Origin of the sequence: Bosea sp. 29B (genome assembly GCF_902506165.1) — a bacterium.
Classification (GTDB): Bacteria; Pseudomonadota; Alphaproteobacteria; order Rhizobiales; family Beijerinckiaceae; genus Allobosea.
In genome coordinates this window covers 135,916-152,654 of the sequence record NZ_LR733817.1, presented here as the reverse complement: position 1 = coordinate 152,654, position 16,739 = coordinate 135,916, and the positions used below count along the sequence as shown (strand labels likewise).

Sequence of the window (16,739 nt, the reverse complement as noted above, 5' to 3'; positions counted from 1 at the left end):
TCCGATAGGGGCTCAGGAATGGATCCCGGATCGGCGCGGCTTCGCCGCTTGTTCGGGATGATTGCGGAGGGTTTTTGCGAGCCGGAAGCTACTTCTTCGCCTCCGGCTTGGCCGGCGGGTTCGGGTCCTTCGAGAAGCTGCGGAAGACCATGTCGGGTGAGGAGGTGTTGTGGCGCGAATGGGTGGTGCGGCCCATCCAGACATCGGTCGCCTTGCCGCCGGCGAACGGCATCAGAGCCTCCTCGCGCCAGCCCTTGGCTCCGGGCTCGCGGATGGCGATGCGGGCGACGTCGTTGTTGAACTCGGTGACATACATCGAGCGCAGCGCGGCGAAGGCCTTGCCACCGGTGACCGGCTTGTCGAGCACGGCGTCGAGCACCATGCGGTTCTCGTCGACGCTGTCGAGCTTGAGCGTGCCCGAGCTGCCATCCTTGAAGGCGAGGTTGAAGGAGAGCGTCTTCGGATCGAAGGCGATCTCCTTGATGTTCACCACCGGCCGCGCGCCGTCCTGCTCGACCGGGCCGAACAGGAAGGAGGAGCCATAGGCGGCGGCCGAGAGCTGTTGTGGCGGCAGCGGCCGGACGCGCCAGTAGCCGTCCTGCGGATAGACGACCAGCACCTCATAGGAGCCGGTCTTGCCGAGCTTCCAGAGCTGGACGAGATGCAGGCCCTTCTCGACGCGATCGCCGACCCTGAAGGTCGTCTCGGCCGGGCGCCAGAAGCTCTCGAAGGTGTAGCCGACCAGCCAGTACTCGATGCTCTCGTAGAAGGTGATGCGTTGCGGCGGCACCGGCGCCTTGTGGACGGGATCGCCACTCATGTCGCAATCGGTCCAGTCGGCGTCCCAGTTGTCGCGCAGCAGCCCGGCGATATAGGCCGGGTGCGCCGCCTCGATGCGGAAGCGACGGACCTCGGGCGAGATCGCCTTGATCGTGACGTTGTCCTTCTCGGCGCAGGCGACTTGCTCCGACTCGTTCTTGACCTCGACGGCGACGTCGCCGGCGGCATGGGCCGCGAAGGCGGTCAGCAGAAGCGTCACGGAGATGGCGAGCGGGCGAACGAGAGCGAGCATGGTCATCCTTGGTCGGTTGCGTTCGTGGTCAGCCTGGACAGCGTAAGATGAATGCAGGCTGAGCCGGGTCATAGAGCCGATACAGCCGGGACGGAAGCGCGACACCGTGGCAGCTTCCGCCATCGACGCGGGCAAGATCAGATTGCCGTTGCGTGAGGCGCCTCCTGCGACCCTTCACGAGCAGGGACTGCCTTCGATGCAGAGCTATGTCCTGGCCGCCGGCGTGCTGATGATCCTGATCGGCATCGCCCATTCGGTGATCGGCGAGATCCTGATCTTCCGGCAATTGCGGGCAGGAGCGATCGTACCGCTCCTCGCGCCGGCGCCGCTGCGCGAGCGGCACCTCAGGATCCTCTGGGCGAACTGGCACCTCTGTTCGGTGCTGGGCTGGGGGCTGGCGGCGCTGCTGATCCAGTTCGCCATGGCGCCCGATCTGTCGGCGCACGCCCTTCAGATACGGATCATCGCGATCGCAACGCTCGCCGGCTCAGTCCTTGTGCTCTACGCGACCAGAGGGCGGCATCCTGGCTGGCTTGGCCTGCTTGTGGCAGCGGGGCTCGCCTGGCTCGGACAGAGCGGTGCGTAGGTCTCTCAGCGCGACAGCAGGGCGTAGACGTCGCCGGAATTGGCATCATGCGGGAGGTCGCGGAGGTAGTGGCTCATGGCCTCCGCTCCGACGGCCTCCGGAAAGACCAGTTGCTGGCTCTCGCCGAGGGCGACGTTGAAGCGATAGGGGCCGAGCGCCGCGAGCCGGGCGAGGCAGGCCTCTGCGACATCGCGCTGGATCGTGGTGAACTCGAAAGAGAGGGCGGGCGGCGTCTGCGAGAGGCCGGCGAGCACATGCGCCTCGAAACCCTCGACATCGATCTTGATGAAGGCGGGCAGGCCGTGCTCGGCGATCAGCGCATCGAGCGTGGTGCAGGGCACGGTGAGCTCGCGGTCCCAGACCTGCTTGCGCCAGCCGTCCTGGCCGTGGGCGGCCTCAACGAACTTGCCCGAGAGGGTGGAAACCGTCGGGTTGGCGCTGTTGATCCTGAGTGTCGCGCTGCCCTCGCTGTCGCCGCAGGCGGCCTCGATCAGAGTCACCTTGGGATCGCGGCCGTGGATCAGCCGTAGCGCCCGCGCCGGGCCGGGCTGCGGTTCCAGCGCCACGACGCGGGCGCCCAGGCGGCGGAAGGAGGAGATGCGGTCGCCGACATGGGCGCCGATGTCGAAGGCGAGGTCGCCGGCCCTGAGGAAACGGGCATAGAGCGAATCCATCGCGACCTTGCGGACATGGTCGCCATGGTAGACGCGCAGCGAGCGCGACAGGCTCCTGGCGGTGCCCTTGGGATAGGCGACCGGCTTCATCGGGCGTCGCCGCCCTGGATTGCGACGATCTCGGCCGGCGGGTCGAAATCCTCGGGGATGCCGCAGAGGCCGGTGCGGACGAACAAGGCGCCCAGTGCCGGCGCCGCTGTCAGTATGGCGAAGGGGATGGCGAGGAGGTAGCCGGCGGTCAGCGGCAGCGACCAGATCAGGACGGTCGGCGAGAGCACGGCGAGTGTGCCGAAGATGTAGAGCCCGAACAGCAGGTGCGGCCAGAGGCCGGCGAAGGCGGTGGTGAAGGAGAGGGCGTGGGCGTCGCGGGCCTGGCCGTTCCAGCCGATCCTCGCTTTGCCGAAGGCGAGGCCGATCATGAAAAGCGTGGTCCGGAAGGTCGAGACCGCGCCCTGCAGGAAGGCGAAGACGATCTCGATCAGCGAGGAGACGATGAAGCGCAGCGTTCCGCCATAGCGCTTGGTGCCATCCTTCGTCAGCAGGATGTCGGCGAAGCCGGCGAGCTTCGGCGAGAGGTACATCGCGAAGAACAGCACATAGAGGAAGGCGGCGAAACCGGCCGGGTAATCGGCGACGGCGCGATCCTCCAGCACCTTCAGCGGCAGGAGCGCGATCATCAGCGTCCAGGCCGGGAGGCCGATGAACATCAGGATCGCCCAGGCCAGCTGGAAGCGGCTCATCGCCTTCAGGCCGGGGATGCCCATGATCTTGAGGTATTGCAGATTGCCGAGGCACCAGCGCAGGTCGCGCCGGGCGAATTCCAGCATTGTCGGCGGGTTCTCCTCCCAGCTGCCGGCCTCGACCGGGAGCACGCGGACCTCATAGCCGGCGCGGCGCATCAAGGTCGCCTCGACCTGGTCATGGCTCATGATGGGACCACCGAGCGGCGGCCCACCGGGCACGGTCGGCAGATGGCAATGATCGCGGAAGGGCGCGATCCGCACCATGGCGTTATGGCCCCAGAACGGACCGCAATCGCCGATCCACCAGGCCGAGCCCATGGTGTAGGGCCGCATGCCGTGGCGCATGCCGAACTGGAAGATGCGCGCAAACGCGGATTTGCTGGGCATGCCGACGACCAGGCTCTGCAGGATGCCGAGCTTCGGATAGGCCTGCATCATCCGGGCGAGGGCGAGGATGGCCTGGCCCGACATCACGGAATCGGCGTCGAGCGGCAACATCAACTCGTAGCGGTCGCCCCAGCGCTCGCAGAAATCGCGGACATTGCCGGCCTTGTAGCCGGCATTGTCGCTGCGGCGACGATAGGTCAGGCGGCCCTGCTCGCCGATGCGCGCGGCGAAGGCGGCGGCGAGTTCTGCTTCAGCCGCGGCGACATCAGGATCGTTGGTGTCGGAGAGAACGAAATAGTCGAACCAGGCGCCCTCGCCGGTGGCGTCGAGGCTCTGCTTGACGATCTCGAGCCGGCGGAAGGCGCGGGCCGGGACCTCGTTGCGCAGCGTCATCAGCACGGCGGTGCGGACCGCGAGTGGCGTCGGCGTATCCCCGGCGGCAGCGAAGGGCGCGACCTGATCGAGCCCGTCCTTGGTGCCGTGCAGCAGCCAGAGCCCGATCACGGCGTTCCAGAAGCCAAGCACGGTCCAGGGCGCACCGAAGACGAAGGCGATGAAGATCGCGATATCGGCGAGGCTCCAGCCGCCGGCCGAGAGCACATGGGCGAGGCCCCAGAGCAGGGCCGCGAGCGTCACGAGGTTCACGCCGGCGACGAGCCAGCGCCGTGCCCGCAGGGTCGATACCGACTGCAAGCCCGCCGGCGTCAGCCTCAAGTCCTCTTGCGCCACCGCGTGGAACGTGGTCGGAGCGGGGCGCTGGTTCATGGCGGTTTCCGTCATGGGCTCGACAAGGCTGGCGGGGAACGGCGCGGAGGGCGATGCGTGGTAAAGCCGGCAATTGCAAATGAAGCAAGCGCACAGGCGACGGCGCTCTGGTATGCCGCCGCGCGTGAATGCGTCCTGAACACGGAAGAACTGCCGGCGCCGGGGCCGGGCGATTGCCTGGTGCGCACGCTCTGGAGCGGGATCAGCCGTGGCACCGAGCGGCTGGTGTTCGAGGGCCGGGTGCCCGAGAGCGAATATGAGCGCATGCGGGCCCCTCTCCAGCAGGGCGCTTTTCCATTTCCGGTGAAATACGGCTACTGCGCCGTCGGCATGGTGGATGCGGGGCCGCCTCACTTGCTCGGCCGGACGGTGTTCTGCCTGCATCCGCATCAGGATCGCTTCGTTGTTGCGACGGATCGCGTGACCCCGTTGCCGGACGGGCTTCCGGCAAGGCGTGCCGTGCTCGCTGCCAATATGGAAACCGCGCTCAACGCGCATTGGGATGCCGGCTCCGGCCCGGCCGATCGCATCGTCGTGGTCGGTGGTGGCGTGCTCGGCCTGCTCACCGCGTTCATCGCGGCCAAGCTGCCGGGGACGGAAGTGACGCTGGTCGATCTCGACGAGAGCCGCGCCGCGCTGGCGCAGGCGCTGGGCTGCCGCTTCGCGCTGCCGGCAGATTGTCCGCAGGATGCCGACATCGTCTTCCATGCCAGTGCGAGCGCCGCCGGCCTCGCGACCGCGATCGGTGCGGCCGGATTTGAAGCGCGGATCGTCGAATTGAGCTGGTATGGCGAGGGCAACGTCGCCGCCCCGCTTGGCGGCGCCTTCCATGCCCGGCGCCTGCAGCTCGTCTCCTCGCAGGTCGGGCAGGTTTCGCCGTCACGGCGGGCGCGGTTTGATTACGCGCGCCGCATGCAGGCCGCCCTGGCGCTGCTGGCGGATGAACGGCTCGATGCGCTGATCACCGACGAGATCGCCTTCAAGGATGCGCCTGCTCGCCTGCCCGCGCTGTTCGCCGGCGCGGGGCTGACCGCCGTCCTGCGCTATTGACGCCGCGCCCCGGCCTTCGCCAAGACTGCGCGCGCTGAAGGAGACTGCCCCATGTTTTCCGTCGAAGTCCGTGACCGCATCATGATCGGCCATTCGCTGCCCGATCCGTTCTTCGGCCCGGCGCAAGCGATGCACGGCGCGACCTTCGTCGTCGACGTCGCCTTCTTCCGCGAGAACCTGACCCGCCAGAATGTCGTGGTCGACATCGGCGCGGCGCTGACCGTGCTGAACGAGACGCTGAAGCCGCTGAACTACAAGAATCTCGACACGCTGCCGCAGTTCGAGGGCGTGCTGACCACCACCGAATTCCTCTGCAAGTACATCTTCGACGCGATGGCCCTGGCGGCCCGCACCGGCAAGCTCGGGGCGGACGCGGCCGATCTCGCGAAGATCCGCGTCACACTGCACGAGACCGATCTCGCCAGGGCGAGCTATGAGGGCGCGCTCGCGTGAGCGAGATCGTCTTCGCCGTTCCCGGCGATCTCTCGCTGCCGACCGGCGGCTATGGCTACGATCGACGGCTCCTGGCGGAATGGCGTGAGATAGGCGTCGGGGCGCGGCATCTGCCGCTGCCGGGGAGTTTCCCCAATCCGGGCGAGGCCGATCTGGCAGAGACCGGGCGGGCGGTCCTGTCGCAACCCTATGACAGCGTGCTGCTGATCGATGGGCTCGCCTATGGCGGCTTTCCTGAGAGCATCGCGGCCGGGCTCGCAGGGCGCGTCGTCGCGCTGGTGCACCATCCGCTCGGGCTGGAGACCGGACTGTCGCCGGTGCAGGCGGCGGAGTTCGTCAGGCGCGAGACGGCAGCCTTGCGCTATGCGTCGGCGGTGATCGTCACCAGCGAGACGACCAAGCGGCTGCTCGTCGCCGACTTCGCCGTCCCGGCGGAGAAGATCACGGTGGCGGAACCGGGTGTCGATCCGGCGGCGAGGGCGACTGGCTCCGCTGGCGAGAGCGTCGAGCTGCTGGCCGTCGGCTCGCTCGTGCCGCGCAAGGGCTATGACGTGCTGATCGCGGCGCTGGAGGGAGTGGCCGACAGGCCATGGCGCCTCACCATCGTCGGGGCCGATGATCGAGCGCCCACGACCACGGCCTCCTTGAAGGCGCAGATCGCCGCTGCTGGGCTGGCGGAGCGTGTCAGGCTCGCCGGAGCATTCGGGCAGGCCGAGCTCGATGCCGCCTATGCCAAGGCCGACCTCTTCGTCATGCCCTCGCTGTTCGAGGGCTACGGCATGGTGCTGACCGAGGCGCTGGCGCGCGGCCTGCCGATCCTGTGCACGACCGGCGGCGCAGCGGCGCAGACGGCGCCGGACGAGGCTGCGCTGAAGGTGCCGCCGGGCGATGTCGCGGCGCTGCGTGCCGGGCTGGCACGGTTGCTGGATGACAAGCGGGAGCGCTTGCAGCGCTCTACTGCAGCCTGGCAGGCAGCCGGCACATTGCCGCGCTGGCGCGGGACTGCGACGATCGTCGCTGAAGTCTGTGCGAAGGTATCCCCATGAGCGGATTTTCTCCCGATTGGCTCGCCTTGCGCGAACCGGCCGATCATGCCGCCCGCAATCCGCAGGTGCTGGCGGCCGTGGGCTCGAGCTTTGCCGGCCGGCAATCGCTGTCGATCATCGATCTCGGCTGCGGTGCCGGCTCGAACCTGCGTGGCAGCTACAGCGCGCTGCCGGTGCGCCAGCACTGGACGCTGGTCGATGCCGATCCGCGCCTTCTGTCCGTCGCACGCAGGAAGCTCGCGGAATGGGCCGACGAGGCACAGGAGCAGGGCGAGGAGCTCGTCCTGCGCAAGGGCGACAAGACGCTGACGGTCGATTTCCGCCAGGCCGACCTGACCAAGGAGCTCGAATGGGTGCTCGGCTGGCAGCCTGACCTGGTCACGGCTGCAGCGCTGTTCGATCTCACCTCGACACGCTGGCTCGAACGCTTCGTCGCTTCGCTCGTCAGCATGCAGTTACCGCTCTACACCGTGCTGACCTATGACGGGCGCGAGAGCTGGGAGCCCGCGCATGCCGAGGATCAGCGCATGCTCGCGGCTTTCAATCATCACCAGCACACGGACAAGGGCTTTGGCCCGGCGGCTGGGCCCGAGGCCACGGAGGCGCTGGCGCAAGCCTTCCGCAAGGCCGGGTGCGCCGTCACTGGCGGCGAAAGCCCGTGGCAGCTTGGCTCAGATCATGCCGATCTCGTTCGGGAGCTGGCGGCCGGTATCGCCGCCGCCGTGACCGAGACCGGCCATGTCTCGCCGGAGGCGATCGCCGGCTGGCTGGAAGCCAAGCGCGGTGCGTCCGTGACCATCGGCCATCAGGACCTGTGGGCCCGGCCGGTCTGAAGCCGGCGCCATTGCCATTTCAGCCGAATTCGGCCATGCCGCGAACCCGACCATGACCTCGCTTCCCCTCACCATCCGCCAGGAACTGCCGGGCGACGCCGCGGCGATCGAGCGCCTGCACGAGCGCGCCTTCGGGCCGGGACGCTTCGCGCGCACGGCTTTCCGTCTGCGCGAGGGCGCGCCACCCGATCCGGCGCTCTCCTTCGCCAGCCATGTCGGCACCTTCCTGGTCGGCGCGGTTCGGGTGACACCGGTCTTGGCCGGTGGCGGGCCGGGGCTGATGCTCGGGCCGCTGACCGTCGATCCGGCCTTCGAGGGCCGCGGTATCGGCGCGGCGCTGATGAACGCCTCGATCGAGGCGGCGCGCGAACGCGGCCATGAGCTGATCCTGCTGGTCGGCGATGCGCCCTATTACGCCCGCTTCGGCTTCAAGCCGGTGAAACCGGGCCAGCTCGTCCTGCCGGGTCCAGCCGATCCGGGGCGCTTCCTGGCGCTGGAGCTCAAGGACGGCGTGCTGGCGCAGCGCAACGGGGCCGTGGCGGCGCTGCGCTGAAGCGCACGACCTTATCCACTCTCTCCCTGCGGGAGAGGTTAGGGTGAGGGGAGCTCGCCACGCTTTATCGTCATGGTCGGGCTTGTCCCGACCATCCACGTCTTCACTGGCCAAGTGCGGTGTTCAAGACGTGGATGCTCGCCACAAGGGCGAGCATGACGGGTAGACCTGAGCGACCCCTCATCCAGCCCTTCGGGCCACCTTCTCCTGCAAGGGGAGAAGGAAAGGCTCACGCCTCGCGCTTGAATCTCCGCCCGCTCTCGCCGATCCAGCCGGCGACCAGCGCGCCGAACAGGATGGCGAGGCCGATCAGCCCGACGAAGAGCGGCGAGATCGAGACGCCGCGGACGATGCCGGAATCGCTGATGCGCAGGCCGATCCAGTCGGCACCGGCGAACTGCCTGCCGGAGCGGACCGGCACGATGCGCGGGATGGTGACGCCCGAGCCGGTCTCCTGCCCGATCCGGCGCGAGGAGCCGCCGGTCGCCTCTGCCAGCGCCTGGAGTTTGCCGGGGTCGCTGACCACCTCCATCAGCTCGCGCGGGTTTTCCGGACCGACGCTGGCGAAGGCGGTCAGGTTCTCGGTGGTGATCTTGTGCAGGCCGAACTCGCTCATGGCGGTGCGCGCGACGAAGAGGCCGGGGCGGCCGGCTTCGAAGGGCACGGTGCGGGTTGAACCATCGGGCGCCGTGATGATCGCGGGCGCGGGATTATCTCCGAGGGTCTGGCGCTCGATCTCGATGTTGCGGCCACGGGCGCTGGCGCGTAGCGCCTCCTCCTCGAGGTCCGGCTCCTTCATCAGCCAGTGTCCGAGTCGGCGCAGCAGGTCGAGATGCGGGCCGCCATCGCGGAAGCCGCGGGCCCAGAGCCAGGCATGGTCGGAGAGGAAGAGCGCGACGCGGCCCTTCTGCTCGCGCGCCAGCAGTAGTAGCGGGCGATCGCCCGGTCCGGTCATCACGGTCGAGCCCGAGCGGGCGCGGGCGCCGACGAGGCGTAGCCATTCGCCCCAGCGCGGCGGCTCGACCTCGGAACCCGGCAGATCGCGGGTGACCGGATGGCGTTTGCCGGGCTCGCTGACCCTTGCGCGATAGGCCTCGTCGAAGACGCTGCCATCGGGCTGCGCCGGCAGGATCTGGCCGAGCGGCGTGCGCGCCAGCGACTGGGCGCCGGAATATTCCGGCCCGGCCGCGATCAGGAGCGCGCCGCCGTCGCGGACATAGCGGACGATGTTGTCGAAATAGACCAGCGGCAGGATCGACTGGTTGGCGTAGCGGTCGAAGATGATCAGGTCGAAATCCTTGATCTTGACCTGGAACAGCTCGCGCGTCGGGAAGGCGATCAGCGAGAGCTCGTTGATCGGCGTGCCGTCCTGCTTCTCCGGCGGACGCAGGATGGTGAAATGGACGAGATCGACATTGGCGTCGGCCTTGAGCAGGTTGCGCCAGGTGCGCTCGCCCGGATGCGGCTCGCCGGAGACCAGCAGCACCCGCAGCTTGTCTCGGACGCCGTCGATGGTGATGACCGCGCGGTTGTTGGCGAGCGTCAGCTCGTTGTCGAGCGGGGCAGCCTCGATCTCGATGACGTTCGGGCCGCCGCGGTCGATGCGGACCGGGACCTGGACGATCTCGCCGGTGATGGCCTCGCGCCGCGCGATGATCTCGCCATCGCGGCGCACCGTGATGGCGGCCCGGCCGGGCCCGCCTTTCTCGACGACGCGCAGGCGAACGTTCTGCTCCTTGCCGACGATGCCGAAGCGCGGCGAATCGACCAGCACGATGCGCCGGTCGATCTCGCGCTCGCGGCCAGTGGTGAGCACATGAAGCGGGGCACGCAGGCCGAGCGCCTCGGCGGTGGCGGGCGCATCATGGGCTAGACCATCGCTCAGAACGATCGCGCCTGCGACACGCTCGGACGGCACGTCGGCGAGGCCGGAGGCGAGCGCTTCGAAGAGGCGGGTGCCGTCGCCTGCGCCCTGCTGGTCGGTGACTTCGATCGTGCGCGCCTCGACACCGGCGATGCCGCGCAATTGCCGCTCGACCTCGGCCTGGGCGGCTTGCGTCTGCTGGGTGCGATCGGCGAGGCGGTTCGAGGCTGATTTATCGACGACGACGGCGACGACGTCCTTGACCGGCTCGCGGTCCTCGAAGACGAGCGAGGGGTCGGCCAAGGCGATGGCGAGCACGGTGAGCGCGAGCGCCCGCAGGATCGCGCTGCGCCCCGCCAGCACGAGCGCCATGCCGGCAGCGACTGCGGCGAGAGCGGCAAGGCCGATCAGCAGCGGCAGCGGGACAAGCGGGGCGAAGGTCAGGCTCCACATCGGGCGGGATTTCCTTCGCTACTGACCGAGGCGTTCGAGCAGGGCCGGGACATGGACCTGATCGGCCTTGTAGTTGCCGGTCAGCGCGTACATCACAAGGTTGACGCCGGCGCGCAGCGCCATCTCGCGCTGGCGCGGATCGGAGCCGGACATCGGTACGAGCGCCTCGCCGCGCCGCCCGACGGCCCAGGCGGCTGCGAGGTCGTTCGAGGTGATCACGATCGGCGAGACATTGTCGCCGGCGCGAGCCGGGCGGCGGCCATCCTCGCTGGCGGGCGGCAGCACCTCGACCCAGGTCGTGCCGGTGTCATAGCGGCCGATGAAGCCGTCGAGGATGTAGAAGGTCTTGGTCAGGACGTGGTCGCGCGGGATCGGCTCGAGCTCGGGAATGTCGAGCGTCTGCAGCATGCGGCGGAGCTGATCGCCCTCTGCCGTGGTGCCGCCGCCGGGCCTCACATTCAGCGCGTCGCGGGTGTCGAAGATCACCAGCCCGCCGCCCTTCATATAGGCTTCGACCTTGCGCAGCGTCTCGGCCGAGGGGATCGGACGGCCGGCAATCACCGGCCAATAGAGGATCGGGTACAGCGCGAGTTCGTCGCGGGTGACGTCGACGCCGGCGGCTTCGCCCGGCTCCAGCGCGGTACGGGCGCCGAGCACGATGTTGAGCCCGGCCATGCCGGCCTTGGACATGTCGTCGACCGCCTTGTCGCCGGTGAGGACATAGGCGAGCCGGGTCGCGCTGGCAGCGGTGACGAGATCGCGCGGCACCGGCGGGCGCTGCTCGGCCGGCGGGGCAGGGGGAGCCGGCTGCTGCTGGGCCTGTGCCGCGTCCGGAGCGGGCACGGCCGCTAGGGCGACGGCGAGAAGCAGCGCCGCGGGGGCCGCACGGCGGAAGCGGGCGAGGTTCATCCGGCCTCCGAGCCAGAGCGTCGCCAGCGTGTCGGCGACGAGGAGGAGCAGCGCCAGCACGAGGAGTTGCGGGCGGATGTCGCGGGCGACGGGCTGATCGATCGGCAGCATCGGCGCTCCCAGCGCGGCGAGGTCGAGCGCCGTCAGCGTATCCGCCGGGGCGAGCGTGTTGACCGCCATGGCGCCGTCGGTCGGGCCATAGATGCCGGGCGGGTGGGCGAGGGTGGCGCGGCCGGTGAAGTTGCGGGCCACCGGCTGTGCGGTCGCGGGAGGCGAGCGGAAGGCACCCTGGCCGTCGAGCACGCGCGTCGGCGACAGGGTCTCGACCTTGATCTCGCCGCTTTGGTTCTCGGCGGTGCTGGTGCCGGACATGGCGACGACCTTGCGCAGCATTTCGACGAACAGGCCCGAAAGCGGCAGGTTCGACCAGGTCGTGTCGGCGGTGACATGGACCATGGCGAGCACGCCGTCGCCGCGGCGTTCGCCGGTGACGACCGGCGTACCGTCCTCCAGCGCCGCCCAGGTCTTGCGGGCAAGATCAGGCTCCGGCTCAGCCAGGATCTGGCGGGTGACACGGACATCCTCGGCCAAAGACGAGCCGAAGAAGGGACTCTCGCGGGTGAAGGGTGCGAGCTTGCGCGGCGCTTCCCAGGACAGGCCGCTGCCGAGGGTACGGCCGCCACGGCGCAGGCGCACCGGCGTCAGCTCGTCCGAGGAGGCGGCAAGCCGCGCACCGGCGAACCGCAGCAGCACACCGCCGCGCTCGACGAAGGCCGAGACCTTGGCGGCGGTGTCGCCGTCGAGCGCACCGATATCGGCGAGGATCAGGACCGAGAGGTTCTGCGCGAGAAGTTCGCCGACCGGGTCGGTCGAGCCGGCGCGGGGTTCGCGGATCTCGGCGAAGGGCGAGAGCGCCCGCGAGACGTAATAGGTCGGCGAGAGCAGCGGCTGGGCGGTGTCGGCGGTGGCGCCGGAGACGATGCCGACGCGGCGGCGCTTGGCACGGTCGTCGAGCAGAGCGACGGCGCCGGCGCTGCGCTCGCCGGCGATCTCCAGCCGCGAGACGGCGTTGCGGACCTCGATCGGCAGGGTCAGGCGCGCGGTGGTTGAAAGCTCGCTGCTGCCGAAGACGAAGGGCGCGTCGCCGAGCGGCAGGCCCTTCAAGTCGAGGGCGCGGACCTGGCCGCTTGCTGCGGCATTCGTCGTCGGGCGCAGAACCTTGACGGTCAATGCGCCGGCGAGGTTCTCGGGCGCGGCGAGGGCACGCTGGTCGGCCGGGCCGGCATGGATCGAGAGGCGACTGGCGCTCGCTTCCTGCTTCAGCCGGGCGAGGAAATCGGTATCGCCGCCGCCGATGCCGAGCCCGTCGGCGACCCAGACCGTCTCGGCCTGGGGCTGGGCGCGCCAGAAGGCTTCGAGCCGCTGGAGATGGGCGCTGCGATCTGGCGCATGCGGCTGAAGGCTGAGCGCGCGCAGGCGTTCGAGTGCGCCCTGCGGCTCGGCCAAAGCTATCTCGGTGGGGGCTTCGGCAAGGCCGACGACCGCGACGGGCCGGCCTTCGCGTCCGGCGGCCATGATGCGGCTTTCGGCGATGGCCTGGCGCTCCAGCCAGTCGGTCGCGGCGCCAAAACCGTTGTCGACCAGCAGCAACAGCGGGCCGCGCAAAGCGGCGGCGTCGCGCACCGGGTTCCAGACCGGGCCGGCGACAGCAAGGATCGCCAGGGCCGCCACGGCCATGCGCAGCGCAAGCAGCCACCAGGGCGTATGCGCCGGCGTCTCGCGCTGCGGAATCAGGTCGCGCACGATCTTCAGGGGCGGGAAGTCGATGCGCTTGGGCCGCGGCGGCGTCACCCGCAGGATCAGCCAGAGCACGGGCAGCACGGCCAGCGCGATCAGGGCCAGCGGCGCGGAGAAGGCGATCGGCAGCGATGAGAGCATCGTCCGTTCTCCCCTCAACCTGCCGGGCCGCCGCGCGAGGCGGCGATCAGGCTGGCGATGCGCAGGACGCCTTCGCTGGCCGGACGGTCGGTCCGGTGCAAGGTCATCGTCCAGCCGGCATGGCGGCAGGCTTCGCGGATGGTGTCGCGATGGGCCTGCAGCCGCTCGCGATAGTCCTCGCCCCATTTGCCGGCATCGCCGACCCGCAGCGACAAGCCGTCCTCCAGGTCGAACAATTCGGCCTGCCCGGAGAAGGGGAAGGTCTCCTCGATCGGGTCGGCGATCAGCAGGATATGGCCCCTGGCGCCGCTGCTCGCCAGCGTGGCGATGCGCTTCGCCAGCGCCGCGGCCGGCGTCAAACCATCGGTGATCAGGATGGCGTCGGCGAGACGTGGCAGCGGCTCTTCCGGTGGCAGGTCGGCCTCGCCATTGCGGCGGTTGGCCAGGATCGCCTGCGCCAGCAATTCGACGATGCGGCGCGACGCCATCGGCCGGGTCAGGCCGAGATGACCGACGCGCTCGCCGGCCTCGACCAGCGCTTCCGCCAGCGCGAAGCCAGCGATCAGGGCGCGATCGACCTTGCTCGCCAAAGCGAGGGAGGAGGAAAAGCCCATCGAGGGCGAACGATCGATCCAGAGCCAGATCGCGTGCGAGGCCTCCCATTCGCGCTCACGCACGAAGAGATGGCCGTCGCGGGCCGAGCGGCGCCAGTCGATGCGCGAGGCGGCCTCGCCGGTGACCAGCGGCCGGTACTGCCAGAAGGTCTCGCCGGGGCCGGAGCGCCGGCGGCCATGGATGCCGTGCACGCTGGCCGAGACCCGCCGCGCCTCCAGCACCAGCCGGGGCAGGCGGGCGGCGAGATCGAGCGACGCCTTGAGGACCGGCTGGCCCGGCTGGCGCTCGGATTGGCCGAGGACGCGGGTGCGCAGCATCAGAATGCCCTCAACCCAGACGCTCCACCAGCTTGGCGACAACAGCTTCGACGGTCTCGCCATCGGCGCGGGCGGCGAAGGTCAGGGCGATACGGTGCTTCAGCACGGGGGCGGCGAGCGCAGCGACGTCGTCGATCGAGGGCGCGAGCCGGCCCTCGACGAGGGCGCGGGCGCGGCAGGCGAGCGTCAGCGCCTGGCTGGCGCGGGGGCCGGGGCCCCAGGCGAGCTTGTCGGTGACCGCCTTCTCGCCGTCGCCGGGCCGGGCCGAGCGGACGAGGTCGAGGATCGCGTCGACCACGGCCTCGCCGACCGGCAGGCGGCGCACGAGGCGCTGCGTCGACATCAGCGTCTCGGCCGTCATCGCCTGCACCGGCTTGTGCTCGGCGGCGCCGGTGGTCTCCAGCAGGATGCGGCGCTCGGCCTCGCGATCGGGATAGCCGACATCGATCTCGAGCAGGAAACGGTCGAGCTGGGCTTCCGGCAGCGGATAGGTGCCTTCCTGCTCGATCGGGTTCTGGGTGGCGAGCACATGGAAGGGGGCCGGCAGGTCATGGCGCTCGCCGGCGACGGTGACGTGGTGCTCCTGCATCGCCTGCAGCAGGGCCGACTGGGTGCGCGGCGAGGCGCGGTTGATTTCGTCCGCCATCAGCAGCTGGGCGAAGACGGGCCCCTTGATGAAGCGGAAATGGCGCTTGCCGCCCTCGCTCTCGTCGAGCACTTCGGAGCCGAGAATGTCCGATGGCATCAGATCGGGCGTGAACTGGACGCGGCGGGCCGAGAGGCCGAGCACCGTGCCCATCGCCTCGACCAGCTTGGTCTTGGCGAGGCCGGGCACGCCGACGAGCAGGCCGTGGCCGCCGGCAAGCAGGGTGATCAGCGAGAGGTCGACGACCTTCTGCTGGCCGAAGATGACCTGGCCGATCTCGGTGCGGGCGGCGCCGATCGCGGCGAGGGCCGCCTCCGCCGCCTCGACGATGCCGGTGTCGAGGTTGATCGGGGCGTTTGCATCACGGGCTTGCGCCACCATTGCGATCTCCTTCAGCCTCGCGCTCGCGGGCCTTCCTGTCCGATTCCGAACTCTGACCCTCGCAGGGAGCATGCTCAAGAGGCAGAGAGCGGCGGTGCACAACAGTCCGCTTCACGATTATGTAGAGTTCAAGGCGAGAGAACGATGCAACCGGCATGCCGATGACGAAAGCGCGAGGTGAGGGGACGAACGAGCCCGCAGGCGCGATGAATCGCCTGCTGAGCGCGCTCGGCGCCGGTCCTGCCCATGGGCTGCCGCCGGTGGAGCGCTGGAATCCGCCCTTCTGCGGCGATCTCGACATGCGCATCGCTGCGGACGGTACCTGGTTCTATTTGGGCACGCCGATCGGCCGGCCGGCGCTGGTCAGGCTGTTCTCCTCGGTGCTGAAGCGCGAAGCGGACGATTACTTTCTCGTGACCCCGGTCGAGAAGGTCGGGATCAGGGTCGAGGATGCGCCGCTCCAGGCCGTCGAGATGGCGGTGGAGGGCGAGGGCGACCGGCGCAGCATCGCCTTCCGGACCCGCACGGACGACCTCGTCAACGTCGGGCCTGACAATATCTTGCGCTTCGAGAGGGCTGCGAACGAGGGTGTGAAGCCCTATGTGCATGTCCGGCGCGGGCTCTGGGCCCGGCTCACGCGGGCGCTGACCTATGATCTCCTGGCGCTTGGCGAGATCAGGGATGGTGACAGAGAGGCGCAGTTCGGCATCGCGGCCGGCGGCGCCTTCCACGTCGTTGCGCTGGCCAGCGAGATCGAGGGACTCTGATGCAGCATCTTGCCAAGCGGCTCGCCGAGACGGCGTCCTGGAACGGCGGCGATCTCGAAGCGCTGCTGCATCGCGCCCTGAGGCCTGAGCCGCCGGCCCATGGCGACCTGATCGCGCGGCCGCGCGGCGATCACGATCTCCAGTCCGAGCCGATCGACATGCCCGACGAAGCCAGCGCGATCGAGGCGGCCGTGCTGATCCCGATCGTGCTGCATCCGGGCGAGCCGACCGTGCTCCTGACCCAGCGCGCCGCAGCGTTGCGCAAGCATTCGGCGCAGATCGCCTTTCCGGGCGGGCGCATCGACGCGACCGACGGTTCGCCCTTGGTCGCGGCGCTGCGCGAGGCGGAAGAAGAGGTCGGGCTGTCTCCCGGAAAGGTCAGGGCGGTCGGCTATCTCGACGCCTATCTCACCGGCACCGGCTATCGCGTCACGCCGGTGGTCGGGCTGGTCGAGCCGCCGCTGGCGCTGACGATCAACCCGCACGAGGTCGACGAGGCCTTCGAGACGCCGCTCGCCTTCCTGCTCGATCCGGCCAATCACCAGCGCCATGGCCGTGAATTCCGCGGGCGTTATCGCACCTACTATGCGATGCCGCATGGCGATCGCTATATCTGGGGAGCGACGGCCGGCATGATCCGCAATCTCTACGAGCGGCTGGCTGGACGCTGAGACTGGACGGATTGGA

General features: G+C 69.3%; 15 protein-coding genes. 8 read left to right on the top strand and 7 right to left on the bottom strand.

Annotated elements, in window-relative coordinates:
* Window positions 1-88: 88 nt before the first annotated feature.
* Complete coding sequence (locus tag GV161_RS00830) at window positions 89-1,072, bottom strand: hypothetical protein (RefSeq protein WP_152012287.1); 984 nt, start codon at window positions 1,070-1,072, stop codon at window positions 89-91.
* Between the two features lie 196 nt (window positions 1,073-1,268).
* On the opposite strand from GV161_RS00830, the gene GV161_RS00825 reads away from it, so the two are divergent.
* Complete coding sequence (locus GV161_RS00825) at window positions 1,269-1,658, top strand: hypothetical protein (protein ID WP_201302967.1); 390 nt, start codon at window positions 1,269-1,271, stop codon at window positions 1,656-1,658.
* A 5-nt stretch (window positions 1,659-1,663) separates the two neighbouring features.
* Here GV161_RS00825 and GV161_RS00820 read toward each other — a convergent pair whose 3' ends face one another.
* Window positions 1,664-2,422: an FkbM family methyltransferase gene (locus GV161_RS00820; protein ID WP_152012288.1), complete on the bottom strand. Its 759-nt coding sequence runs from the start codon at window positions 2,420-2,422 to the stop codon at window positions 1,664-1,666.
* Entirely contained in the window at window positions 2,419-4,227 is a 1,809-nt protein-coding gene (gene mdoH / locus GV161_RS00815) for a glucans biosynthesis glucosyltransferase MdoH (protein WP_152012289.1), read from the bottom strand. The genes GV161_RS00820 and mdoH overlap by 4 nt, the downstream gene beginning before the upstream one ends.
* A 57-nt stretch (window positions 4,228-4,284) precedes the next feature.
* Between mdoH and GV161_RS00810 the strand changes: the two genes are divergently transcribed.
* Genes GV161_RS00810 through GV161_RS00790 form a run of 5 tightly spaced genes read left to right on the top strand, consistent with a single transcriptional unit; the run spans window position 4,285 to window position 8,162 of the window.
* Window positions 4,285-5,277, top strand: coding sequence for a zinc-binding alcohol dehydrogenase (locus tag GV161_RS00810; protein ID WP_244623893.1), 993 nt, complete (start codon window positions 4,285-4,287; stop codon window positions 5,275-5,277).
* A gap of 51 nt (window positions 5,278-5,328) precedes the next feature.
* A complete protein-coding gene (locus GV161_RS00805; RefSeq protein WP_152012290.1) occupies window positions 5,329-5,730 on the top strand; it encodes a 6-carboxytetrahydropterin synthase in 402 nt (133 codons plus the stop codon).
* Window positions 5,727-6,776, top strand: a complete 1,050-nt coding sequence (locus GV161_RS00800) for a glycosyltransferase family 4 protein (RefSeq protein WP_152012291.1) — start codon at window positions 5,727-5,729, stop codon at window positions 6,774-6,776. Before GV161_RS00805 ends, GV161_RS00800 begins: the two co-directional genes overlap by 4 nt.
* Complete coding sequence (locus tag GV161_RS00795) at window positions 6,773-7,609, top strand: class I SAM-dependent methyltransferase (RefSeq protein WP_152012292.1); 837 nt, start codon at window positions 6,773-6,775, stop codon at window positions 7,607-7,609. The genes GV161_RS00800 and GV161_RS00795 overlap by 4 nt, the downstream gene beginning before the upstream one ends.
* 52 nt (window positions 7,610-7,661) lie before the next feature.
* Window positions 7,662-8,162: an N-acetyltransferase gene (locus GV161_RS00790; RefSeq protein WP_152012293.1), complete on the top strand. Its 501-nt coding sequence runs from the start codon at window positions 7,662-7,664 to the stop codon at window positions 8,160-8,162.
* Between the two features lie 229 nt (window positions 8,163-8,391).
* Here the strand turns inward: GV161_RS00790 and GV161_RS00785 are convergent, their stop codons facing one another.
* Genes GV161_RS00785 through GV161_RS00770 form a run of 4 tightly spaced genes read right to left on the bottom strand, consistent with a single transcriptional unit; the run spans window position 8,392 to window position 15,285 of the window.
* Window positions 8,392-10,479, bottom strand: a complete 2,088-nt coding sequence (locus GV161_RS00785) for a hypothetical protein (protein ID WP_152012294.1) — start codon at window positions 10,477-10,479, stop codon at window positions 8,392-8,394.
* Between the two features lie 18 nt (window positions 10,480-10,497).
* Window positions 10,498-13,326, bottom strand: a complete 2,829-nt coding sequence (locus GV161_RS00780) for a DUF4159 domain-containing protein (RefSeq protein WP_152012295.1) — start codon at window positions 13,324-13,326, stop codon at window positions 10,498-10,500.
* Window positions 13,327-13,340: 14 nt separating this feature from the next.
* Complete coding sequence (locus GV161_RS00775; protein ID WP_152012296.1) at window positions 13,341-14,258, bottom strand: DUF58 domain-containing protein; 918 nt, start codon at window positions 14,256-14,258, stop codon at window positions 13,341-13,343.
* Between the two features lie 10 nt (window positions 14,259-14,268).
* Entirely contained in the window at window positions 14,269-15,285 is a 1,017-nt protein-coding gene (locus GV161_RS00770) for a MoxR family ATPase (protein ID WP_152012297.1), read from the bottom strand.
* A 206-nt stretch (window positions 15,286-15,491) separates the two neighbouring features.
* On the opposite strand from GV161_RS00770, the gene GV161_RS00765 reads away from it, so the two are divergent.
* Both GV161_RS00765 and GV161_RS00760 read left to right on the top strand, forming a co-directional pair.
* Window positions 15,492-16,052, top strand: coding sequence for a DUF1285 domain-containing protein (locus GV161_RS00765; RefSeq protein ID WP_244623894.1), 561 nt, complete (start codon window positions 15,492-15,494; stop codon window positions 16,050-16,052).
* Window positions 16,052-16,723 carry a CoA pyrophosphatase gene (locus GV161_RS00760; protein ID WP_152012298.1) on the top strand — a complete coding sequence of 224 codons (672 nt, stop codon included), beginning with the start codon at window positions 16,052-16,054 and terminating at the stop codon, window positions 16,721-16,723. Before GV161_RS00765 ends, GV161_RS00760 begins: the two co-directional genes overlap by 1 nt.
* Window positions 16,724-16,739 lie beyond the last annotated feature (16 nt).